The 24,886-nt window shown below is 37.4% G+C and carries 19 protein-coding genes and 1 tRNA gene; 6 read left to right on the top strand and 14 right to left on the bottom strand.

The genetic code is table 11. The features are described 5' to 3' along the window. Nucleotides 1-2: 2 nt before the first annotated feature. From H4J54_RS03705 to H4J54_RS03720, 4 genes are all read right to left on the bottom strand, one after another. Nucleotides 3-1,226, bottom strand: a complete 1,224-nt coding sequence (locus H4J54_RS03705) for an acyl-CoA dehydrogenase family protein (RefSeq protein ID WP_182189597.1) — start codon at nucleotides 1,224-1,226, stop codon at nucleotides 3-5. Nucleotides 1,227-1,336: 110 nt separating this feature from the next. Continuing rightward, nucleotides 1,337-2,536, bottom strand: coding sequence for an NADH:flavin oxidoreductase (locus H4J54_RS03710; RefSeq protein ID WP_182189598.1), 1,200 nt, complete (start codon nucleotides 2,534-2,536; stop codon nucleotides 1,337-1,339). 125 nt (nucleotides 2,537-2,661) lie between these two features. After that, entirely contained in the window at nucleotides 2,662-3,429 is a 768-nt protein-coding gene (locus H4J54_RS03715) for an SDR family oxidoreductase (protein ID WP_182189599.1), read from the bottom strand. 58 nt (nucleotides 3,430-3,487) lie between these two features. Beyond that, entirely contained in the window at nucleotides 3,488-4,210 is a 723-nt protein-coding gene (locus H4J54_RS03720; protein WP_182189600.1) for a histidine phosphatase family protein, read from the bottom strand. 329 nt (nucleotides 4,211-4,539) lie between these two features. Between H4J54_RS03720 and H4J54_RS03725 the strand changes: the two genes are divergently transcribed. Next, nucleotides 4,540-5,463: a LysR family transcriptional regulator gene (locus tag H4J54_RS03725; RefSeq protein ID WP_182189601.1), complete on the top strand. Its 924-nt coding sequence runs from the start codon at nucleotides 4,540-4,542 to the stop codon at nucleotides 5,461-5,463. Nucleotides 5,464-5,912: 449 nt separating this feature from the next. Here the strand turns inward: H4J54_RS03725 and H4J54_RS03730 are convergent, their stop codons facing one another. The 5 genes from H4J54_RS03730 to yejK form a co-directional block, all read right to left on the bottom strand. Beyond that, on the bottom strand, nucleotides 5,913-6,638 hold the full coding sequence (locus H4J54_RS03730; RefSeq protein WP_182189602.1) for an ABC transporter substrate-binding protein: 726 nt from the start codon (nucleotides 6,636-6,638) through the stop codon (nucleotides 5,913-5,915). A 76-nt stretch (nucleotides 6,639-6,714) separates the two neighbouring features. Next, nucleotides 6,715-7,557, bottom strand: coding sequence for a M23 family metallopeptidase (locus H4J54_RS03735; RefSeq protein WP_182189603.1), 843 nt, complete (start codon nucleotides 7,555-7,557; stop codon nucleotides 6,715-6,717). Further along, nucleotides 7,550-8,431 (bottom strand): 6-carboxytetrahydropterin synthase, encoded by an 882-nt coding sequence (locus tag H4J54_RS03740; protein WP_182189604.1) that lies wholly within the window; start codon nucleotides 8,429-8,431, stop codon nucleotides 7,550-7,552. The genes H4J54_RS03735 and H4J54_RS03740 overlap by 8 nt, the downstream gene beginning before the upstream one ends. Nucleotides 8,432-8,443: 12 nt before the next feature. Next, the gene (gene pyrC / locus H4J54_RS03745; protein ID WP_182189605.1) at nucleotides 8,444-9,475 is read right to left on the bottom strand and encodes a dihydroorotase; all 1,032 of its coding nucleotides are present in this window, start codon (nucleotides 9,473-9,475) and stop codon (nucleotides 8,444-8,446) included. Nucleotides 9,476-9,561: 86 nt separating this feature from the next. Beyond that, nucleotides 9,562-10,668: a nucleoid-associated protein YejK gene (gene yejK / locus H4J54_RS03750; protein WP_182189606.1), complete on the bottom strand. Its 1,107-nt coding sequence runs from the start codon at nucleotides 10,666-10,668 to the stop codon at nucleotides 9,562-9,564. 78 nt (nucleotides 10,669-10,746) lie between these two features. On the opposite strand from yejK, the gene H4J54_RS03755 reads away from it, so the two are divergent. From H4J54_RS03755 to H4J54_RS19745, 4 genes are all read left to right on the top strand, one after another. Further along, nucleotides 10,747-10,968, top strand: coding sequence for a DUF1414 domain-containing protein (locus tag H4J54_RS03755; RefSeq protein ID WP_182189607.1), 222 nt, complete (start codon nucleotides 10,747-10,749; stop codon nucleotides 10,966-10,968). A gap of 56 nt (nucleotides 10,969-11,024) precedes the next feature. After that, entirely contained in the window at nucleotides 11,025-12,740 is a 1,716-nt protein-coding gene (locus H4J54_RS03760; protein ID WP_182189608.1) for a DUF3413 domain-containing protein, read from the top strand. A 118-nt stretch (nucleotides 12,741-12,858) separates the two neighbouring features. Continuing rightward, nucleotides 12,859-12,935: transfer RNA gene (locus tag H4J54_RS03765), tRNA-Pro, on the top strand. Nucleotides 12,936-13,671: 736 nt separating this feature from the next. Next, entirely contained in the window at nucleotides 13,672-13,818 is a 147-nt protein-coding gene (locus tag H4J54_RS19745; RefSeq protein ID WP_182189609.1) for a transposase, read from the top strand. Here H4J54_RS19745 and H4J54_RS03775 read toward each other — a convergent pair. Further along, nucleotides 13,811-14,098, bottom strand: a complete 288-nt coding sequence (locus H4J54_RS03775) for a helix-turn-helix domain-containing protein (RefSeq protein WP_182189610.1) — start codon at nucleotides 14,096-14,098, stop codon at nucleotides 13,811-13,813. The genes H4J54_RS19745 and H4J54_RS03775 overlap by 8 nt on opposite strands. 189 nt (nucleotides 14,099-14,287) lie before the next feature. Here H4J54_RS03775 and H4J54_RS03780 point away from each other — a divergent pair, with 189 nt between their 5' ends. Next, nucleotides 14,288-15,742 carry a site-specific integrase gene (locus tag H4J54_RS03780; RefSeq protein ID WP_182189611.1) on the top strand — a complete coding sequence of 485 codons (1,455 nt, stop codon included), beginning with the start codon at nucleotides 14,288-14,290 and terminating at the stop codon, nucleotides 15,740-15,742. 110 nt (nucleotides 15,743-15,852) lie between these two features. Here H4J54_RS03780 and H4J54_RS03785 read toward each other — a convergent pair whose 3' ends face one another. The 4 genes from H4J54_RS03785 to H4J54_RS03800 are packed head-to-tail and all read right to left on the bottom strand — an operon-like array spanning nucleotide 15,853 to nucleotide 24,886. After that, complete coding sequence (locus H4J54_RS03785) at nucleotides 15,853-17,691, bottom strand: hypothetical protein (RefSeq protein WP_182189612.1); 1,839 nt, start codon at nucleotides 17,689-17,691, stop codon at nucleotides 15,853-15,855. Next, complete coding sequence (locus tag H4J54_RS03790; protein WP_182189613.1) at nucleotides 17,691-20,108, bottom strand: AAA family ATPase; 2,418 nt, start codon at nucleotides 20,106-20,108, stop codon at nucleotides 17,691-17,693. Before H4J54_RS03790 ends, H4J54_RS03785 begins: the two co-directional genes overlap by 1 nt. Next, on the bottom strand, nucleotides 20,108-21,610 hold the full coding sequence (locus H4J54_RS03795) for a hypothetical protein (RefSeq protein ID WP_182189614.1): 1,503 nt from the start codon (nucleotides 21,608-21,610) through the stop codon (nucleotides 20,108-20,110). Before H4J54_RS03795 ends, H4J54_RS03790 begins: the two co-directional genes overlap by 1 nt. Continuing rightward, nucleotides 21,611-24,886, bottom strand: coding sequence for an AAA domain-containing protein (locus H4J54_RS03800; protein ID WP_182189615.1), 3,276 nt, complete (start codon nucleotides 24,884-24,886; stop codon nucleotides 21,611-21,613).

Below are 24,886 nucleotides of genomic sequence, written 5' to 3' on the forward strand. Positions count from 1 at the left end.
GTTTACAGCAATTGGCCTGAGGTTGTCTTTTTCACTAAATCGCGGCCAAGTTGCATCATGTGCACTTGATCTGGTCCATCCGCTAAACGCAAAGTTCTTTGGCCAGCAAAGGCATGGGCCAAAAAGGTATCTTGGCTGACACCAACGGCGCCATGGCATTGAATAGCACGGTCAAGTACATCAAGTGCCATACTTGGCGCGACAATTTTAATCATAGCGATAATATCTTTAGCGGCTTTATTGCCGTCAGTGTCCATTTTTTGCGCCGCTTTTAAGGTCATCAAGCGTGCTTGTTCAATCTGACAAGCAGAAATAGCAATGTCTTCACGCACTGATTGCTGTTTGATCATGGGGCGACCAAAAACAATGCGCTCGTTAACCCGATGACACATTAAATCAAGCGCACGTTGTGCTACGCCAATAGAGCGCATGCAATGATGAATGCGACCTGGGCCTAAACGACCCTGGGCAATTTCAAAACCTTTGCCTTCACCCACAATAATGTTTTCAACCGGTACGCGGACATTGTCAAAGGTGATTTCAGCATGCCCTTCGGGGGCGTCGTTATAACCGAACACTTGCATTGGACGTACCATAGTGACGCCCGGTGTTTTCATCGGCACTAGCACTTGAGACTGCTGAATATAGCGGTTGCTATTGTCAGGATCCGTTTTTCCCATCACGATCATAATTTCACATTGTTTGCGACAGGCGCCACTGATATAAAATTTGCGACCATTGATAACATATTCATCACCTTCACGTTCTATGCGAAGTGCAATGTTGGTCGCATCACTTGAGGCAACTTCTGGCTCGGTCATAGCAAATGCTGAACGAATTTTTCCTTCAAGTAGCGGCTCTAACCATTGTTTTTTCTGCGCTTCATTACCATATTTAGCCAATACTTCCATATTGCCAGTATCAGGTGCCGCACAGTTAAACACTTCTGGTGCCCACATCACTTTGCCCATAATTTCGGCAAGGGGAGCATATTCTAAGTTAGTTAGCCCGGCACTATATTTACCGTAACTTACCGGTAAAAATAAATTCCATAAGCCTTGGGCTTTCGCCTTGGCTTTAAGTGCTTCCATTAAGGGCGGGGTTGACCATTGATCCTGAGCTACTTGCTCATGCATTTGTGCTTCAACAGGATAAACATGGCTGTCCATAAATGTGCTGACACGTACCATTAATGCTTTAACTTTGTCGCTGTATTCAAAATCCATGGGTGATCCTTATTATTTTGTAATATCTGGCTGTTATTTATGTCGTTTTAGCGCCATTAACCCTCTGCAGTCTTAAATTCACATTCTCGCGAACACTTCTGCGATGGCGATTAACTTAATTTCATCAGCGCGGCTTTATTAAATGGTGCGATTTCATCGGCTTTATTGTCTTTAATTTTATTGACCCACTGTGGATCAACTAGCAATGCTCGGCCGATAGCGACCAGATCAAATTCATCATTATTTAAACGCGCCAACAAACCATCGATACTGGTTGGGTTTGATGTCCCCCCAAGGTCGACACTGCCTTCACCGGTAAAATCACTATCTAAACCCACACTACCGACAGTGATAACCGGTTTATTAGTGATTTTTTTTGTCCAACCGGCAAGATTAAGGGCTGAACCTTCAAATTCAGGTAGCCAAAAGCGACGCGTGCTAGCGTGAAAAATATCAACACTGGCATTGCTGAGTAACAATAGAAATCTTGTTAACTCTTCAGGTGTTTGACAAAGCTTAGCCTTGTAATCTTGTTGCTTCCATTGAGAAAATCTAAAAATTATTGGAAAGTCTTCACCAACAGCAAGGCGAATGGCTTGCACTATTTCAACAGCGAAACGTGCTCTATTTTCTAATGTGCCGCCATACTTATCGTTGCGTTGATTGGTGCCTTGCCAAAAAAATTGGTCAACTAAATAACCATGCGCGCCATGCACTTCAATCGCGTCAAAACCAATAGCCTTAGCATCAGCAGCCGCTTGAGCAAATGCGCTAACCACTTCATCAATATCTGCTTGGCTCATGGCAATACCGTTGGGTGTGCCCGGCTTATACAAACCTGAGGGGCTATAAGCCGGTATGGTTTTATCTGGGCCTATGCCTTCTTTACGTACTGAGCCGACATGCCATAACTGCGGGGCAATTTTTCCGCCGGCGGCATGAACTTCATCAACCACATGTTTCCAGCCCGCTAAGGCTTCTTTACCAAAAATAGCCGGCACACGCTCATAACCGTTGGCGGCTTTATGTGAGATAAAAGTGCCTTCGGTAATAATTAAGCCAACGTTACCTTCGGCTCTGCGACGATAATATTGAGCTACCTCGTCGGTTGGGATATAGTTTGGCGAAAATGTCCGGGTCATCGGTGCCATGACAGTACGATTTTTTAAGGTTAAACCACCAATAGAGAAGGATTGAAATAGTTTAGCGGCACTAGTTACCGTGTTAGTTACGGCTTTAGTTAAGGTGTTAGTTTCGCCCTTATTTTCAGATTTTTTCTCTGCACTTGTTTCTGCGTCAATGCTACTCATCTTATTCCCTAAACTTTTTCATTTTTTATTTGCTCTGAGTAAATTAACTAAAGCGGCGACAATAAGTCTAAAAGCCTGAGCCACCACTAATTTACGCTTGTTATATAAATTTTAAAGGCTATTACCTAGCCAATCAAATAGCCACCATCAACATTAATCGCCGTACCTGTGGTGTAGCTTGAAGCGTTGGAAACCAAGTACAAGACAGTACCCGCCATTTCTTCAGGCTGAGCCACTCGCTTCATCGGCACGTGATGCAACATTTGTGCTAATATTTTTGGATTATTAACTAAGGTAGAGGCAAACTTAGTGTCTGTGCCGCCGGGTAATATGGCATTAACACGAATGTTAAATTGAGCACATTCTTTCGCGAACGTTTTGGTCATCGAAATAACCGCGGCTTTAGTAATAGAATATATACCTTGATAATCACCCGGTATAACACCATTAATAGAGGCCACGTTAACAATCGCCCCACCGTTATTTTCTTTCATCAATTTAGCGCCAATCGTTGACATGAAAAAATAGCCCCGAATATTAACGTCAACTGTTTTTTGAAACACCGCTAAATCAGTATCTAATACATGGCCAAAGTATGGATTTGTCGCGGCATTGTTCACTAATATATCTAGCTTACCGTGCTCTGCTGAAATTTGAGCAAATATGGCTTCTATCTGCTCCATTTCACCAATATGACAAGCAATGGCTTGTGCACTGCCACCCGCGGCAATAATTTGCTCAACAACGGCTTGGCAACCAGCTATTTTACGACTCGAGACAATAACATGAGCGCCGTTTTCTGCGAGCAGTTTAGCGATATGCTCGCCAATGCCTCTGCTTGCACCGGTAACTAAAGCAATTTTTCCTGTTAAATCAAACAAATTGGTACTCATATCTTCATTCCTTGTTATAAATTTTGTCTTTATTTTCACTTGTCTCTTAACGCTTATCTCACCTAAACGTGACCCAGTCAGCACCCGCTTGGGTTAGATGACTATAATTATTAACATAATCAATGCTTAAGTTTTTTTTTGAAAAGAGTAATTTGGTCACACCGGTATTACGTAACTGTTGAATGATTGCCAGTGTATTTTGATCTGATAAACCTAATATATGTTGAACAAGCACAGAGATTGTACCGCCCGAGGTAAAAATACATATATCGTTTGACCGCTCGGTATTAATTAAGGATTTTTTAATCATTAATGCTTGGTTAATAACGTCTTGCAAAGCTGTGATACAACGTTTTTTAAATTGTGGCCAGCTCTCAATATAATCACTGTCGTATGCGCCACCAACCCAGCGTTTAATGGCCAGTGAAAATTCTGCTTGAAAAACCTGATTGGCGTTGGCTAACTGATTGGTTTTTTCTACCTTATCAGCAAAATTTCTCCATTGGCCGTCGTAACCTGTTAGCACTTCTACATGGTTAAATTCATTAAAACCTGAATGTAAAATCCTTGTGGGTTTACCACCCTGATACCCTAATAAAAAATTTTCAAGGGTTTGTTCATGGCGCAGTAAATCGCCCGAAAAAATGTGCTCGGGTGCCGGTAATGACTGCCAATACTTACCCAATAACTGAGATTGCATTGCCCCTTTTTTAGATAACTGATCATAATCAGCTTTACCAAATGAGGCTTGGCCATGGCGAATAAGATAAATAGCGGCCATAAAACTAGGCTACTGCCATAACGTATTGGTTTTGCATTAGATTGAAATATTCTTTTATGATCATCTTATTGCTCACCACTTTATTACTTGCCATTTTATTGCTCACCATTGTCATGATTAAAATATCAGCTTAACGCGATTAATCTATGCTAAGTGCCTACATAAAATTATGCAAATGAATAGTTCTTATGACTTACTATTCAAATTATGAATAGATAATAAGTAGGATTACTTGTAATCTAGCTAACTAGTAGCCAAAAATGAACTGATATTAAAATAATAACATGACCCATAGTGGCTTAATGATTGCTAAATTAAATGGAGAAAGTATGAAAGTAGATTTAAATCTATTTGTGGTGTTTGAAGCGATTTACTGTGAAGGAAATATTACCAAAGCGGCTTCAGCCCTTAACTTATCGCAACCTGCCGTGAGTCATTCATTAAGTAAACTTCGGCATAATTTTGATGATGCTTTATTTATTCGTCAAGGTAATCAGATGCGGCCAACACCGGTTGCCAATAATGTTATTGCCGATGTGCGTGAAGCCTTACAGCAATTAAAAGTTTGCTTGGCGCAGTCTAGACAGTTTGAACCTTTAGTCTCGCGTAATAACTTCAATGTCTCGTTACATGGCGCTTTAGAAGCCTCATACTTACCCCCTTTAATGCAACGCATCAGAAAAGAAGCGCCTTTAATTAATTTACAAAGTAGTCGCCGAGTCAATCGCCATGAATTGGAAAACAAATTGGCCAGTGGTGATATTGATTTAGCGATAGACACCTTATTGCCGGTTAGTGACAATATTTTGCATACCCAATTAGATCAAAGCAAATTGGTGGTACTGGCACGCGAAAACCACCCTATTGTAAAATCGACACTTGATTTAGCGACCTACCTCTCACAAGAACATGTACTGGTTTCATCTCGCACAGTAGGATTAAGTATTGAAGATTTTGAGTTAGGACGATTAGGACTACAACGAAAAATTGGCTTGAGGTGTCAGCATGCCTTTTCTGCCTGCCAAGTCATTGCTGACAACAACATGTTGCTTACACTGACCGAAACAACAGCGAAAATGTACAGCCAGCTGCTTGATTTGCGGGTATTTGCCTTGCCCGTGAGTTTGCACGATATTGACGTGCATTTATATTGGCACAGTAATGTCGATTTTGACCCTGCCAATAAATGGTTAAGAAATCAAATTATTCAAACTACATCGACAAGTTCAACCCTTAATGACCAAACTACTTAATCGAAAACACTTAACTGAAAACACTTTACCGAAAACAATCGCGGCAATGAACTTATACCCATTTCATTAATTAGGTGGTCTACTTTATACGCAGGAAAAATGACCAAACACAAGGCATTTATTTAATAACGAGTTGTTCTAATTATTAAATAACGCAGTAGTGAGTTATTTTAACCAGCAAAAATGATCAGATAATTAGTGAAATTGGTATTAACAAGAAAAATAATATTAACATTAATGTTAATATTGAAATTTAATCTATTGGGTTAGTTGGCCTAAGACAGACTAGATTTAAAGCAGTTAACACCGACTCGGAGAAGTCAGCTTTAAAGCTCAGATAAGATGTTTATATTATTTTTACTGGATTCGGTCTAACTTAACAGCCAACAAGTGTGGCTTTACATTTATTCATCAGTATTGAAACTCAGTATTGAAAAGTCATTTTACCCTTAATTAGGATGACTCCATTTATTAATTATTTTATCTAACTCACCAGATTTTTTTAAATCACCAATGGCCTGATTAATCGCTGTAACCACGTCAGGTTTAACCGATTTTTTGCTGAAAATAATATGAATGTCTGCCTGGTAAATACTTAAAGCATGCTTTTCAAACTCTCCAGCCATTTTGTACTTGTCAGAGAAGGCTTTCATGGTGGCCGGATCAACCAAAAAACCATCAATGTGCCCAGCTAATAGTAATGTTACATTCTCTTCAATATCAACGACTTCAACAATATGTTCTTGAAATTCAACCGTTTTCATTAATGCTTGATATTCATCACCGTAATAATAACCGCTTTCGATACCAATCATATAATTGCTGTTGGTTAAGTCTGATAAACCACCTAACTTAATACTATTAGCTTGGCCATTTCTAACAAATAAATTCACGGTCTCTTGCCTATAAGCTTCACTAAAAATAGCATAACGCTGTCTTTCTTCGCTTAATGACGCGCCCATAGCAACATCCATATCACCGGTTTTTATATAGTGTAAATGTCGCTTCCAGGGTAATTCAGTATATTCTGTTGTATAACCAACTTTGGCAAATATTGTGTTGAAAATTTCAAAATCTAAACCTACAAGCTCTTGCTGGCTATTACGATATTGGTAAGGAAACCAAAGCTCCCAGCCAACATAGAAATTTTTGGCATCACTAGTAAAATTTACCATTAAACAAACTAAGAGAAGGAATTTTTTCATAGCAACCTGATTTATAACCTTAGCTAAATTATTTTTATTTTTATTTTTATTTCAACGGCTTGAGCTTTAAGACTAATGCTGGGTCTAAGCGCATATTAAACCAATTTATGCGCCAATCTAAGTGTGGGCCTGTCGCTCGACCACTCGCGCCAACAGCAGCGACTAGTTGCCCTTTGCTTACTTTCTCGCCAACACTGACATATGAAGCGCTTAAATGCAAAAATGTTGAGCTAACACCATGACCATGATCTATGATCATTGTGCCACCTGAGTAAAACATATCAGAGACAAACATAAGCACAGTACCATCGGCAGGCGCTTTAACAGCGTCGCCTGTATCACCTGCATAATCTAAACCATAATGTGGCCATTTAGGCACACCGTTATAATAACGTTGACTACCATAAACACCAGTAATTACCCCTTCAATAGGGGCAATAAATCCCTGAGCAAACGCGATTAAGTTACTGTCAATTTTTCGAGCGGCTTTAATCTTTTTATTATCTTCCTTAACACGGATATTGGCCTTTTTGTTAGGGTTCATAATGCTTTTAGCAATACCTTCAACCCGTTGAATATTGTATTCACGTTTTAGCGGTTTTAATATCTGCTTTTCAATTACGCCACTTGGGCTAGTGATGATGAGTTCACTATTATTTTTTTCATCTCGACTGAAACCTAAGGCATAGTCGCCGTTTAAAGAGACTTTAATCACTTTACCATTAAGCATAACTTTATTTTCTGGCGCTGTTTTACCCACAATTAACGCCCCTTGAAAAAACTGCTCACTCAGCTGTGTTTGAGTTGATGTTTTTGCTGACACTGCTTGTGTGGCAACTAAGCTAGCGATAAAGGTCAGTGTTAATAATAATGAATACTGTTTAGCCATCAGCAATAGCTCCTTTAGCAACACCTTCAAAAGCAACCACTTTAAATTCATCGTTCGGTGCTTGCTTTTTAAGTTGGCGGACAATAAAGTCAGCCAATAGCTCAACCGTTGAGTCGCAATCAACCACATCTAAAATGTTACTTGTCACGGCAATATCAAATCGACCTTGTGGCGCAAAGTAAGAAAACAATTGGTGATCGGGCGTCAAATTAGCCATAGCTGTAGCTGACAATTCTATCTCACTTAACGCCATGCGGTCAGCTTCACTCGCAAGATATATATCTTGCCAACGTGAACTCCAAGCCGCTTCAAGCGCTGCTGAGCGTTGACCATTTTTATAGATATGAATTTTTGAACGATGACCATGGGCGATACGCTGACAATTACCGTCATGCAATTTCAAACCATGGGTATAGTGATAATACGCACCATCAATATTTTCTGGCCGTAGATTTAATGTCAAACCTTGGACATTTTTTGGTAAATGACTCAAAATTATATCGGTTAAGTAATGAGTCACCGCCGCGATGTCTATTTGCTTAGTATCTATTTTGGCAAATGCACAGCTCGGTGATTGTAAATAGTAGCTACTCTGCTTAGCACTGAAGTTGACAAATTCATGACCTGCTCGATAGGAGGAAACTTCCATACTAACGGCGTTATTTTGCATGGGCAATAATAACTTATGATCAACCGCATCATCTATAATGGCCTTAATTTGCTTTTTAACCACAGCAAAATCAAGCACCATACTCATTTCATTTAAACTACCCTCAAGCAAAACATCAACAATCCAACTTTCGCCCACAATGCCACGTTCAGCACAACAGTACGAGAAGTCGATAACGGTTAAATCATTTACAAATAACTGCATTTAATAACTCTCCTACAACTTAACTTGCCAAGCAATGGTTTCATTCGCACGAATAGGCACCACTTCGTCGTTACCAAAAGCCATGGTGGCCGGTACAGTCCATGCGGCTTTAACTAGGGTTATTTTGTCCGTGTTTACCGGTAAGTTATAAAATTTAGGACCATGTAAACTAGCAAAACCTTCAAGCTTATCAAGCGCACCGGCTTGTTCAAATGCTTCAGCATATAACTCGATAGCAGCATGTGCGGTGTAAGCACCGGCACAACCACAGGCATTCTCTTTTGCATGTTGTGAATGCGGCGCAGAATCTGTACCAAGGAAAAATTTATCACTGCCACTGGTCGCCGCGGCAACTAAGGCGTCTTGATGAATATTACGTTTTAATATTGGCAAACAATAATAATGTGGACGAATACCGCCCACTAACATGTGGTTACGATTAAATAATAAATGATGAACGGTAATGGTGGCGGCTACGTTGTCACCCGCGGCTTTAACAAAATCAACCGCATTTTTGGTGGTGATATGCTCTAACACTATTTTTAATGTCGGATGCTTTGCCACTAGTGGCCGCAATATAGTATCGATAAAGACCGCTTCACGGTCAAAAATATCAATATCGTGACTGGTGACTTCGCCATGCACCAACAACGGCATGTTCTCGGCTTCCATCGCCGCAAATACGGGGGCAAGATTGTCGATGTTAGTTACGCCAGATGAAGAATTTGTTGTGGCTCCTGCGGGGTAAAGCTTGGCCGCATAAACAATACCTGAGGCTTTTGCCGCTTTAATATCTTCTGCGCTGGTTTGATCGGTTAAATACAACACCATTAGCGGTTGGAACTGTGCACTCGGCTTTGCCGCCATAATACGCTGATGATATTGACGCGCTAATTCAGCATTGGTTACCGGTGGTACTAGGTTTGGCATAATAATAGCGCGGCCAAAATAGCGGCTAATATCAGCAACTGTGTTATTTAAGCTGGCGCCATCGCGCAAATGTACATGCCAGTCGTCTGGTCGAGTAATGGTTAATGTGGTCATTTTCTTTCCTAATGTCATCTATTCATCTGCTACTGCCGTGTGTAGGCAATATGTTTTATCACTTATTAGCTTAGCTTGAGCTAATACTAGTATTCGTCTTCTGAGCTTTCTGAACTTTCTGTGCTTAGCCCTGACGTTATGCCTTGGCTCGCGCTCTGGTTAGCATTACTTTCTATTAAGGCTAGTAGTTGATCTTTTAAATTTGGCGGTACTTTATATATGGTAATACTTTCATTGGCTAGATTATAAACCACATCTTGGCCAAAATGACTACGCTCGAAGCTTAAACTGATACCGTTACCATAACCCGCATACTTAGTGACTTTATTCACTACGGTTTGATCATGAGGAAACGATTCCTCAATGGGGTATGATTGCTCTTGGCAAAATTTATAAAAGTCTTGCCCGCTCTCTTCAGTTTTAATCACATCACTTATTTCTTGCAATGAAACATCTTGCGCCGACTCTTTTTGCTCTTTGCAGTAACTTAAGAGTTCTTTACGACTGTGTTGTTTTTCATTGGCGTCAAATTGATTAACCGCAACATAATCTTCAACCGCTTGCACTAATGTTTGGGTTTGCTCTTTTGAGTTTAAGCCTTCTTCACAGCTTAAAAAATCTAAGAAAAAGTCAGACACTTTTCTGCCCGCACGACCTTTAATAAAAGAAATATAACGGTTACCTTGGGCATTATTCTGATAATCGAATAAATCGATGCGAGCCGCTAACTGAAGCTTATTGGTATCAAGGTGTTGATCAGCTGAAATATGTAAATCACCGTCAACGGAATAATGTTCAGAAATAGGAATTATCGCCGCCAGTAAGTAGCGTCCGCCCATATACTCGTAATGACAAACAATTAAATAACCGGTTTCTGCCAGGTCATATTTTTCTAATTCATTTTTAAGTAAATTTCCCGCTTGGCTACTAAATTGATGAAAACTTTGTGAATCACCTAAATAGCTTTCCATAATATCAACAAATCGGGCTTTGTCGCCTTGGGCTGGCATAGCAGAAAAATGTCCGTAGGCCTTACTGCCCTTGCTGTTGTAAATTTTATGTAGTGCATCAACAAAACTTTCAATTTTGCTGCTAGCTGCAACATTCTCAGGACCTAACCTGAGTACAACTTCGCCAGTTTCTTCTTTTTTTGTTAAAAAATGCAGTGCAATATTCGAAATTATTAAGCTCATAGATAAAGGTCAGTATTATATTGTTCGGGCATTTGATAAACTTATGTCTGTTTATTAAATTACCATTAAGTGTATAAGATGCCCATTGTATCCAAGTATTCCAACGAACGTGTAGAAAAAATTATTAAAGATTTGCTTGATGTACTCGTTAACGAGTCTGCAACCCCTGATCTAGCGCTAATGTGCCTAGGAAATACCCTAACAGAAATTATTACAAATAATGTGCCGAAAAAGGAACGAGAGGCAATAGTAAACAATTTTACCCAGGCATTAAAACAATCTATACAAAATTCTAAATAAAACGTATAAATAATCAGCGACATTCATAAACAATAATAAGAGAATTAAACGACGCAATGGTTTCATTTGAATCAAAACCCTATAGTAAGCGCCTATTACAGTTAATTAGCTGGAGTCACTGGTTCACTTTTTTTAATATTATTGCGGCGATCTTATTATCGTCAATTTATGTATTTAGTGAAGCAATGCCTGACACTTTGTTAGGGCAAACCTACTTAGTCACCACTTGGTTAAGCCATATAGCTTTCTTAACTTTTATGAGTTTTGTGCTCATTTTGTTTCCAATCACCCTGTTGTTTCCTCGAACCCGATTTATTCGGGTGGTCGCTTCTATCATTTTTAGTGCCCAGTTATTGCTTTTGCTGCTCGACGCATTTATCTATACCCGCTTAGGCTATCATTTAAATATTTCATCAAGTGCGCCCATACTTGACCTTATTAATAACGAAATACAACAAAATAGCCGAGCGTTCTGGTTTGTTAGTCTAGTATTGACCATGGTGATATTATCATTTGAACTGATAGCGTCAAATTATGCTTGGAAACACCTAAAAGAATTACAAAAAACTATTTTTGCGCGCTTTATCGTTATTCCTCTGGTGAGCTTTTTCTTTTTTAGTCATATTATTCATATTTGGGCTGATGCCAACCTTGAATATGACGTATTACGCCAAGACACAGTATTGCCCTTGTCTTATCCATCAACCGCCAAAACCTTATTAACCAAATATGGTATGTTCGATCAAGTCGATTATATTGCCCGTCGCACTAGCCCGCTTGCCTTTACAGATGCCGTACCTCAGTACCCGCTTTATCAAGGCCAATGTCTCAATGACACCGAATTAAAACAATCGGTTTTCATGGTGATTACAGACCAAATATTGCAAACTCAACAACGAGATAAAATAAAACAAAGAACTAAGCAAGGTGTACTATCGCTAGACAATCATATTGATAACGCGTCACCAAAAGAAGCTTGGTTTAACTTGTTTTATAGCTTGCCAAGTATTTACCAAAAAGCCTTGTTCGAACAGCAAGCACAACCGCTACTATTTCAAATTATGGCTCAGAAAAATTTAGCCACATCACTGACTATTGTCGGTGAAGATCACAATGAAGCCTCAGTCATTAATACCCATGGTTTGTTAAGCCTGACCGATAAACTATTTCCAACAGTAACAAAACTAGCCGATATATCGAGTTTGATATTTGCGGATAAACTCAATAGTTACGCCCCAGGTTTACACGTATTTTATTTTAAAGGTAACAATAGCTATCAGTTTGAACTGTTTTTAGACGCGTTAATGTCGGTGCAAAACAACCAACCAGGCGATAAACAACTTAAGGATATCCTTTGGATCAGCTCTATTGGTAATAGCACAACAGAAACAAGTTTATCGATTAAACCTGCTCTACTGGTTTTACCGGCAAGTAAAAATAGAGCGATTAATAAACTCACTAGTCATATGGATATGCAACCTACGCTGATTAAAAACTGGCTAAACTGCGATATTAAAGCAACCCGCTATAGCAACGGTACTGATATCAAAAAATTAAATAATGACCGTATTATTGCTAATACCATGGACAACGGCATTGTGGTGTTTAATAAAGATAAATCCATGTTTGTTGACCAAAATGGAAACTTTCAAAGTTATTCTTTTCAACTGGCCGCCCCTATTACGGCAAAGCCTGATTTTCCATTAATGATTGATGGCGTTCACTTTATTAAGCAATTTAGTAAACAATTCGATGAACAAGTGGATAAATAATTGAATAACGTACAATAATTAGACGCTTAGCTCAATTGATGATGTTTTTTAATTGCATTCGAGCGATAAATCATTAAGATAGCCCACATAAGCTTTTATCCCCATTAAGCTTATCAATCGGGGTATAGCGCAGCTTGGTAGCGCGCGCGTCTGGGGGACGTGAGGTCGCAAGTTCGAATCTTGCTACTCCGACCACACAATAAATAATTAAAGCCTTGTTTTTACAAGGCTTTTTTATTGCCTAACTTTATACCAGACCTATAACCTGCAACCCAAAACAATTCCATCGCACCTATATCGCATTTATGCATGCAAAGATATGCAAAAATGAGCAAATATATTATTAATAAATTTTACGTTTTTGTAAACGCATAACCTACTTTTAAAAGTAAAAATAATAGAAAAGATATGAAAATAATAAGTGATAATAAATCGGCCATTTGACGTAATAGGATTTGGAGGGTAATACTAAGTAGCAGTTAATTCTACTTTGCGGATCACCTAATTAAAATTAATGCTATAAACTCAATAGTAATATTAAAAAGCAAATTCATCACCGACCCTGTAACAAAACCTGTGTAACTGCCAATTATTAATACCCATGTAAGGTTAAGGATAGGCAGACTATGAATAAGAAAGCACTTTAAGCGTTTGGTAAGCAAACGGGTAAAGGTATTAAGTCAGAGCAAGACTTAATTGATTTTCGTAAAATATTAACCAAGATAACCGTTGAAGCCACCTTAGACACATAGCTTGAAGAACACCTTGGTTACGCACTTCATCAGCAATTTAATACCAACAACAGCCGAAATGGCTACTCCTCAAATCTATTCGCACCGAAGACGGGCAAGTTAACCTTGAAACGCGACGCGACAGAGAATGCAGTTTTTAGCCGCAGCTAGTTAAAAAAAATCAAACAAGATTCACGCTAATGGACGGTAAAATCTTGTACCTGTATGCCAAAGGCATGACAACCAGAGAAATCGTTGATACGTTTAAAGAGATGTATGATGCAGATATCTCATCAACGCTAATATCTCGGGTCACAAGTGCCCCCTTGTTTAAAAGTTTTAATTAAGAAAACCACACAAACCTTTTAAACCAGCAGGGATTTCTGGCTCCTCGACAATATTTACTACGTGTTTTGATTTTTTTGGCGTTGGTTTATCACCTAAATTGCTAACAAAATCAATTAGATCCTGTTTAGTGTAGCGAACAGACCCTTTGAGCTTTACAAATGGCGGCAGTAGTCCGTTTGCTATCGCTGTTGAAGTCTTTGTACGGCTTTTTTGTAGAGTACTCGTAGATATTGCTAAAAGTTTCGCTGCTTCTGTTTCTGTGTATAAAAGATTTTCCATTGTAATGCTCTCAAATTGAATATGAGGCTATTAAACAATGAAAAGCTAAATTATCGATTTTCAGGATTATGCTGAAATATTAACATTTTTATAAAAAAATTATTATTTCAGCATAATCACTTTTTTTTGATTTTTTAATTTTCGAATATAGTTCGCCTGTAATTTACATAACAGCAGGTACTATTAAAAATGAATATAATGCATGAAATCGAAACAGCATCAAATCTTATTGAACTAGCATTCGGAAAATTTAAAACCAATGACGAAGAAATCTTAGGAGCACTGACTAGTTTAGAGCTTTTAAAAGTTGATAATAACGATATAGAAAAGGTCAAAGCGTTGCTGTCGAACTTTGTTTTTGATGAGTCAGATTCAATGATACCAATGCTGAAATTTAAAGTTAAAAGTGTTAGAGGGCTATACATCAATATATATAGAGCAAAGTTTTGTTTTAAAGATCAGAAACTTAAGTGTGATTCGCCTGAAGGAATTGCAATTTATCACCGAGCGAGATTACCTGGTAGATCTCACGCAAAAGAAGTGCTTGTGGGCTATTTACATAAAAACATACAAAAGACATTAATTTCACATTTAAATATGCACAAACTATTAGTCAAAAAATATAATGACGTGAGCGAGATCCCGACTTTAAGGAATTTCTTACCAATATATGAAAATATTCTTCGTAACAAAAACCCTAAAACTGTTCATAAAATTATAAATTTATTAAAAGGAAAATTTGAACCTTTTCTAGACTATCGAATGGATCTAATAACATCTGGAGATTTGATAGATTTTGTTACATCTCAGCAGCGCAGTAGAACCGCCATTGAAATACAAAATAATGAGAGCCAATTTGTAGTTAAACACTCAACATTGAAAGAATGGATTTGCACAATCAGGGTGGCTATTGAAGCCGCATCAGTATACGCAAACTTATTTACACCATGCAAAACGTTATACTGTAAAGCGTTAAAGTTTAGAGGTAGTGAAATTAAACCTAGATATATAAATGACGACACTTTATCGCACTTGATCATCAGTTTAAAAAAACGCGACGACTCGAAGCTGAAAAACAAAAATACTGAATGTATGTTTTCAGATTATCTAACCCCACTTATGCTATTACTTTTAGAAACCGGCCTAAGGCCAATGTACGCACTCTCGCTTAAATGGTCAGATATAGATTTTAAAGAAAACATTATAAATATCCGACCAACACAAGGAAAAATTAAGAAGCACCAGGCATGTAAATTGACCAATGAACTAGCATTGGTGCTAGCTGAATGGAAAAAACACACAATACATAATAGAACTGGAAATTGGGTTTTCCCGTCACCGCAAAATAATAGTCTCCATCTAACTTCCTATAAAACAACATTCACAACTTTTAGAAAAGAATATGGCTTAGATTTGGTTATGTATGAAACACGTCATACATTTGCGACCTTAATCACTAAAGTTTATAAAAATTTACAAACAACTAAAGAAGCATTGCACCATGCCGACATTAGGACCACAACCCGCTATTCATCTGCTTTGAAAGAAGATTTAATAAAAGCGGCGGATCAAACCTCCGAACATAACTCGTTTTTTTCCAATTATAAAGGAGGCTCAGCAAACGTAAATACAGCAAGTTACTAAAATATTTGTGTTTAGTAGCGCTTAAGATTTAAAAATAAGCCCCTGAAACCAATTTTTTTATAGGGGCTATGATTAATTTGCTAAGTAATATCAGCGTAAAGTACGATTGACTATAATTTTACTGTTATTAAAAATCGCCCGAATTCTTTAAACTGATTATGGCGGAACTTAGAAGGATGTTTAGCTGGTTTTATTACAAAGTCCCTATTACCGTCAGGTTGAGGGTTTACTTCCCAGTTATGATTACAGTTTGAGCGACTTATCGAAAAACAATTGTTATCTCTTAGTATCCACTGACTTTCGTCAGCTTTCACTCCACAACAAGGGCAACATATCAAATTTTCAGAATTTTTAATTACCTTTACAAAATTTTTCCCTATATTAGCTAACGTCGAATTTATTTCATTTATTTCATTTATTTCTAGAAGATTATAAATTTTAGGAAGTAATGTCATTGATGGCTTTAACATCAAAAGACTATTTTTCTTAACCACCCAGTGATTGTTATTGATATTCTCTAATTCTTTTATAAATCGGGATGGAATATTATTCACTGAATAATTTTTTGATTTATAGACAGATTTAATTAACCATTTTGAGATTAATGCAGCTAAGAGCTCCAAAGAATAGAAATTTGTTGGTGAAATACAAAGCACGTTATTATCGATATTATTTTCCCGACATGATGTTAGTAATATCCTTTGATTTTCTTTAATGTCAGTTTTTATTGCACTGTCAGTAAAGCAAGGTACAAAGCATAATTTTTCACCATTTAGAGATAGGATAATCTCTGATTGCTTTGTAGTTAATATTTTAACAGTAGTTGAGCCGCTTCTCACAAAGTTATTACTTTCTTGTTCAATAAAGTTTAATTCGAATAAAGTCCTCTTAATAATATCTACACAATAATCAACATATATAATTGTAAGGTTGTGATTACGACTATATATACTTGAAGGAGCTATATTATTTGCTTGTTGTGTTTCTAACCAACCGTTCCATAACCTCGCAACATGACGATAGTGCTGATCATGTGCTAGAACGTTCGTCATATTTAATTTAAGCGGAACATGTAAGTTTTTAGCCAAAGACCTGCATAACTTAGAATTTTTTAACACTCGAACTTTTTTTAACATCAAAGCTAATTCATAGAGTGTTGTAACACCACTAGAGGCAGCGTCACCAGCCTGATGATTATCAGAAAAACCTTCCCCCCATAACTTAAAGATACTTTCTCTCAATTCAAAATAAATATCTTCAGCACCTTGAAAATCCATAGCTTCTTTAAAAAGCTCCTCGAGCCTTTGTACCTCTAAAACTCTCTTCAGTAAATAACTTTCGATATATGATAGTAGCTTTACATATACTCTATTTTCATAAATATTCAGTTGATCTTCGCTTTCTAAAGCCAATACTTGTTTGGGTATTACGCCTGTAAGTGTTCTTGTTTGCCAACATTCAGAATGAGATGCTAGGTGAATATTCGCAGAAGCAGCTATTTTCTTAGCTCTAGAGACTGGAACTAAGTACTCTTGATAAATAAGTTCCATTCTGGGGCGTCTAGCTATTTCTTGTAAATGCCCTTTTTTTAGCACATCAAAAAGAAGCTCTTCAAACTTCGACAGCTCACAACGTGCGAGTAGTTTATCAGGAATTAAAAAGGAGCCTTTATTTCCTGAATCAATAGCCTCTTGATAAGCTAGAATGGCACTCTCAATAATGCCAAATTCTGTTGTGTCTTGTTCTGCTTTTACTGCCTTAGTAAAAGAGCCAAGTTGATGACCTACATGAAACTTATCTGTACCATCATTTACAAGTAAACCTCCTTTTTCAATAGTTGTATGACCATTAAAGGAGTAGGTATCATCTACTATATACCTTCCTGAAATAACAGTATCAGGAAGCTGTTTAATAAGCTCCCCTGTAACTCTGTCATACCACATAGCCATTAAATGTTACTCTTCTTCTTCAATTCATTTTTCAATAGCTTCATGCATGCCTCAGGCTTACTTTGAAAGTTTTGACTAGCCCAAAAATCATCTAGGGCATCAATAAGATTCGAAATATCTTCGTGTTCAGTGTCATAGCGCCCTGTAGCTTTACCAGCCCTTAAAACTTTTGTAGCTAGCATATGATCTAAAGCGAAGCCTACATCACTGCCACACTCTAGCATTACGGGTATAAACCTAACTAAGTGCCTTTCTAATCTATTACCCCAGCTTACGTTAAAGTCTTGCTCTAAGCAGTCAGAGAACATTGACTCATCCATTGCTTTAATGAGTTCACTTACTTTATCTTTATGCTTAATTGAAGCCGACTCAAAAGCTTTTTCAAGAGAAGAGAAACTATAAGTAACAGAATCTAAATTCTTATTAATTTCAAATTTATCTGTATGTCTAGGAAGCTCCATTACATGTGCGCGATCATAAGTTTTATCAGCGAACTCATATGTAGTTTCATCATGGTTAGCAGTACCAATAAACCATACATTTTCTGGTATTTTTATTTTCCTACCATCTATCAATAATTCTGGGCCGTTTATTTGCCCTGTTGTCATCAAAGGTAAGACTCTATCTTTTGGATCTAACTCTAAAGCAGATAAGAACTCAGCAAAGTATTGCTCTGGCCTTGAAAGGTTCATCTCATCTAGCAAAACTATATATGGGCGGTCTGAATACGCTGGACACTGTGCTTCATATAGCCCTTGTAGTGTTTCTTGCTCATAAAATTTCTTTTCAAACGCATTAAAATGCCCAACCAAATCACCTTTATCTCGCCAACCAGCCTGTACAGAAATAGTCATACAACCACCACCAACAGCCCTAGCAAAAGCTTTAGCTAAACTTGTTTTACCCGTTCCACTAATACCTTGAAGAATATGCAGACGGCTCATAGATAAACCAGCAATAAACAGTTGGATATCTTCCAGTCTGTAATACAAAGCCTTATTTTCTCTTGCGTCCCATGCAATACGCTGTTGAAGCTCTTTAGCAAAAACATTAAGTAAAGGTACATTCTCTGTCAATCCAGTTGCACGTAATTTATTATCAAGCTCTAGTAAAGCTGGGAATGCTGTTTTACTTTGCTGTTTGTTAACTAAATCATCTACATCCGCACTTAGTTGATCTAATGCACCTTTCAACAGTTCATTATGTTTCTTAAGCACTTGTTTTTGTTTCTCTACCTGCTCAAGCTCAATAACAGACATTCTATTTTTATTGAGCTGTGTTTTATTTTTTTGCAATTCACTTTGAGTGTTTTTATACTCTTGTTCAAGCGCTTCATGTGCTTTCTTTAGCCCTTTAAATTGAGCTTCTATTTGCTCACTTGGTTTTTTATCAAGCTGCAAGATCAAGTCATTAACCTCAGCTTTAAGTCTACTCAATTCAGCTAATACTTGGTCCGGTGTTGAATCACCGAACTGTCGTTTAATATCACTAAATGAACTTAGCTGAGACAATAATTGGCTTTCACTATCTTGATAGCTTGATATTTGCTGCTCAAGATTTTCCTTCTGGTTCTCTAACGTAGATACTTGATAAACATATTCAGTTTCAACTTCATCACGCAATGCTATTTTATACCTAACAGCTTCTTCACTAGTTAGTTGAGACTGCTTTAACTTTCGATCATTGAGCCTCTTTTCTTGTTTTAATTCAAACTCTTTATCCGCTAGAACTTCCTCTTTTTTTAACAGTTCTTTTAATTTCTCATCAAGCAGATTACTCTCCTCTTCAGATAAAGACTCTCTAGAAGTTCTTAGCTCTTTAATCTGAACTTCAAGGCTTGCCTTTCTATCATTATAACCATCTAGTAATTTTTCTTTGTCATCTTCATATTTATCAAGCAGCTCTATATGCTTTTGTGAGAAACCATTTTCAGCATCTAACTCTTGCTCTTTAAGGCTTGTTAATCGGTTAGCAATGTCAGCTTTTTCATCTGATTGTTTCTTTTGGCTTACCGCTAATTCTTTCGAGTTTTTCTCATGATCTTTCTTATCCGCTTCAGTTTTCTTTTTTAGTTCTTCAACAGAATCTTCTAACTGTTTACTTCTTAATACGCTTTGCCTGTTTTCTAATTCTAGCTTTTTGTTCGTCTCTAAGCTTTTCTTCAATTCACCAACAAGCGCTTGAATATCATCCTCTAGAGAAGCTGATACTTTCTGTTTTTGTACTTCATCTGCTGCATCATGTGAGCTTTTAGCTGACTTAAGCTTGTCTGCCATCGCACTAAGCATTGATGTGTTCTCATTGTCGATTAAATTATCAACCGCCGATAATGCAATGCTTACTTTATCGCTCGGAGTAGATTTAACTGAATTAGAAACAGCCACTTGTGTTTTCTTTACTTTATTTCGCTTTGCCATTACTTACTTCCTAGAAATTCTTCTAAAACTATTAATAATTCATCTACAGAGCTAAGGTGCTCCATAACATTTTCTTTTGATATGCTTTTACCACCAGCGTGAGAGGCGAATTTATTTCGGTCATTTGCCAAAGGTATAATCAAGTCTAACCATGTAGGGTACTGGCTATTTATCACTTCAACCATCTCAGGGTTTTTTAACAACATACCTGCCACTAATGGCTTTAAAGACTGATTGCCATAAGTTAAAGCACTTCGGATTGCACTAGGCTGTACAGTAGATAGTTGGTAGCTAACGTCTTTACTAACACCATTAACCCGATAAAAAACTTGCTCCCTAATTCTTTTATCTATCTGGAATTTAGGCCAGCTACCATCCCACTCAACAACAAAAACCTCCCATTCTATATTTGTTTTTTTTGGCTCAATAGCTTCTTTCAACCAAGCCTCTAATACTCTTTGTAATTCACTTAATAAGCCATCAAGCAGTTCGAACCGTGGGTTTGACTCAAATTCAACTTGCTTTTTAAGGCGTAGCATACCGAGTAAATGTTTATCAATTAGAGAGTATTTTTGTACCCAAGGGTATTTTGAAAGTAACTCAACTTTAGCTTGCTTTTCAAATTGAAGCATTTGCTCTTGATAACTAGTCATATGCTCTTTTTCAGCAATGCCCATGACATCATTAACTCTTGAAGCAAAATTCTTATTTGATTCGATGATTTTTTCAGCGACTTCGTTCAATTCTGGTAATGTTTCAGTTAGTCCTGCGGGATCTGACAAATACCATGAACGCTCGCCTGTAATCGTTGAGAACAACCTAGTATGCATAAAGGCTGCAATAGGCTCTTGTTCAATGAAATCTATTGAGTAATTAACTTCAGAGTCAGCATCAGCAACATACAAATCAGCTTGTTTGAGTTGATTTAAAACCCTACGGTGTTCTCTTAAACATACATTCATTTGCTCTGCTGTAGGTTGCACTGCTCGCTGAATGTTATTTACCATTAAGGGACTAACAGTCTTACCTGAGCCTTTACTCACTACAAAAGCAGGAAACTTAGCACTAAAGTCCATTTTCTCTATATGAGGTAAACTAGATAGAACTCTTGGCATTAATTTTCCAGTGGTCGCATCTTGAATGAGGTAATAACTGCTAATTTCTTGATTTTTTATCTGTTTACCTTCAAGCAGTGATACTGCTTTGTCCGTAATAGTCCAACTATCTAAAAATCCATTACTGGTTAACTGCGCAAGAATATATTTAACTAATTCCTTATCTAAATTGCTATAAAGACATAATTTATCATTAGCTGTACAACCAGCTTTAACAAGTTTGAGTAATAACATTTGAAAAATGTTTAAAGGCGCTTTCTCTTTAGGCGCAGTAACACGCCACAAATGAAACGGCCAAAAAATATGGCGTTGTATATCGTAATAAGCCTGGTTATTACTACTGCTTTTTAAATAACATACGTTTTGGATGTTTTTATGCGAAATCATTTACTTCACCTCACATAATTCGTGGATAAAAGACCAAACTTGCGGGATTGCTTTTTTAGCATGCTCTCCAGCAAACATATTTTTGTCGCCTACAACTTTTATTAAACTTTTAGCTCGGCTAAAAGCAACATTTAATCGGTTTGGTGTTCGAATAAAGCCATATTTTTTCCGGTAAGAGTTTTCATCAGAGCAACCGAGATCATTAGATCTAACCGTTGACAATACAACTACGTCAAACTCCTTACCTTGGAAAGCATCAACAGAGCCAACCCGCAGTTTCTCTTCACCTTCTTCCGTTGTTTTATAACCTGGTAAATACTCCCAACCGTCGTTAGATTTATGACAAGCCCCAACTTGTGAGAGCTTATCTAAAATCAAATCTCTTTGAGCAGCGAAGAAAGTAATAACACCAATGCTCAGATTTGGCTTTTCTTCGAATAAAGAACGCACTTCTTCAACAACCTTTAGCGCCTCACACTCTCGCTTCCAACTTGTCCCTGAACGCTTCTCTCGTCCACTAGACAAAGGTAAATCAACCCACTCAGCAACTTTACCTTTGTATTTTGGAATACCTAAATCAAATTTTTCATCTCCAAGGCCAGCCATTAGTCTTGGTTCACCTTCAGATTCATAAAATGATCGACTGATAAAGTCACCAATGTCTTGATGCATCCTAAATTGTGTATCAAGCATTACCGTTCTTTGGATGCCATCCTTAGCCTCACGTTCTTTTAACTGAGTATACAAACGCTCAAATAAACTCATTTTGATAGCATTTGATGTTTCAAACTCAAGCTCTCCGGCATCTATCATTTCCTTTTCAATATCAGGCTCTAACATTTGTGGTAACTGAAAATGATCTCCAACCAGTACGATGCGTTTTGAGGCTAGTGCCATAGGTATAAACAAATCTAGTGGATTTGCTCTCGCCGCTTCATCAACGATCACTGTATCAAATGAAAACTCGCTCGTTACCTCATTCAACGCAGAATTGACTTGAGATTTGTACCTTACAACCCTATCTCCTGCCGAGCGCTGGCATGATGCACCTACTGACGTAGTATATTGTTTAACACTTTGAGCCAGGTATTCTGGTTGATACTTAATTACATCTAGATATTCCTCAATGACATCAGGTATTCCGGCTAAACACTTAGAAGCATGTGCTGATATTGCCTGCTCTAACTGGTGCAAAATTGAAATATCTTCTTTAGAAAGTTCTACCTGTAAAATTTTAGGGCGATAGTCTGGAATCAGCTCATCAAGCAATTTATTTTTTAATACTTTCAATTTAGAAAAGTCAGCTTTACTAAGCTCTATTTGATTAGAAACCCGCTCTAAAAATTCAACATCAGCTAAGTACTTTTGTGTACGTTTAAGTGCTGATAAACAAGAAAATGTCTGCTCAAAGCCATCATCAGAATAGGACGTTGGTGTTACCCTTAACCCCTTAACTTGCTTAATTAAACTAACGTTACTAATAATTTTTGTATCAGCACGTTGCCCAATAAAGTGCTGTTCAATTTTTATCTTAAGTGCTTGAGGTATATCAAAACCATGATGAATTCTTAGGTGTTCAATATCTTCAAGTAAGCTTTTAACTCTTTCTTTTTTTTGTTCTTTAGCTACACGAGTATCAAGAAGCGCGGCAATGTCCTGACGAAGATTTTTAACAATCTTATAGCTTCCTTCTGTTTTAGATAAGTTACTAGCCACCTCGTTTAACTGACTAGATTGCTTCTTACTCCATTGCTCTAAAAGAAATGGTGCACGGATATTGTCATCAGCTCGAATAGCAGGTATGCCAAAAGCTTCAGATCTAGCGACCACATTATCAACAGCATCATTTTGAAAACTAGTTAATAATATTTGGCCTGTCATATTGCTTTTATGCTCTTCCGCAAGGCGATTTTGCAAAGCACTGATCACTTGAGTTTTACCTGTACCAGGAGGCCCTAGAATTAAAGCAATATCAGGTGTATTTAGCGCAACATCCAAAGCTTCAACTTGTTTAGCTGTTGGCTTACCTTTGAAAGAATTTCTAGCTGATGCTGTTAAAGGTGTTAGTGTCTTATTGTTTTGTCGTTGTGTAGAAATTGTAATGTCGCGATCTTCAATTAAAAAACGTAAATCCTTCATAGGGTTGGTGAGTTTAGTTATAGCATCCCTAGCCTGCTCTCTTCTCTGCATTTGAACTATCGAACCACTTATCGATAAATAAATAACCCCTTTATCTTCAGGTCTGCCCTCAGAAGTTAAATTCAAGGTAATAAACTGACTAGTACTATTTACAAGTTGTGCACTAATACTCGGAACTTTTTCATCTTTTTCTAGCGATATATCACCTATATTATTTTCTAACCAACTAGGTAATATTTTATTAATCTCTAAAGCCTGTCCGATTTCCTCTTGTAATACAGCTTTTAACATCTTTACTTTTTCAAGGTCTTTTTCTTTAAAATAGAACTTCCACTTTATGCCATCAACTGAGTTCTCTTTATCAACTTTTATATAACGAACAAAACCTGCTTTTGTAGCAAGGGCAACTGCTTTCTCCTTCACCTTTAAATTGTATTGGTTCCAAAGGTTGATATAGGTTGAGTTGTCTTTGTTCAGCTCTTCCAGCTTTGCTCTCATTAAAGGATCTTGAATTCTTGCTGCAACGGTATAGTCAACAAACGTTAGATCTGTTTCTAATACGGTTAAATTGAGCTTATTATTACGAGGCCTAGTTTGTATAGACTTTACCCATACTTTGTCATCTTTCGTAAACTCAATTTGTAATAAACTAGTTTTCCCAACAAGGGTAAATATATTCCCACTAAGCTTGTCACTGTTATTTGTAGAAAATAATAGCTTAGCCGTGTTATTTACCTTTAAGATGAACTCTTCCTGCAACCAACTTGCTACCTGCTCTACGTTAGCATTGGCAATGTTTGCTTGTTTTGAAACCTGCTCAATTATCTTTTCATCAATTGAAGCTTGCAGCGTTTCAAGGTCCATAGCATTAGGCATACATGGAATGGTCTGTAGTAATAATGTATTTTTCTTAACAGCAATGGGTAACCAGAGAAAGTGCTCAATTTCACCGTAGTTATCCAACGCTTCAGGGTTATCAACAGAAAAAAGTAGCTGTTCTTGCTTTAAAAGTAATTCTCCATCAACTTGGTGAATTGAAATATCTTTATCACAACTTATTGAATCAATGATTTCATCATTAAACGATAATTCAATAATCTGCTCTTGGGTTAAGTGCTTTAGATCTTTTAACTTCAT

Origin of the sequence: Colwellia sp. MB3u-8, assembly GCF_014076985.1 — a bacterium.
In the GTDB taxonomy this organism is placed as follows: domain Bacteria; phylum Pseudomonadota; class Gammaproteobacteria; order Enterobacterales; family Alteromonadaceae; genus Cognaticolwellia.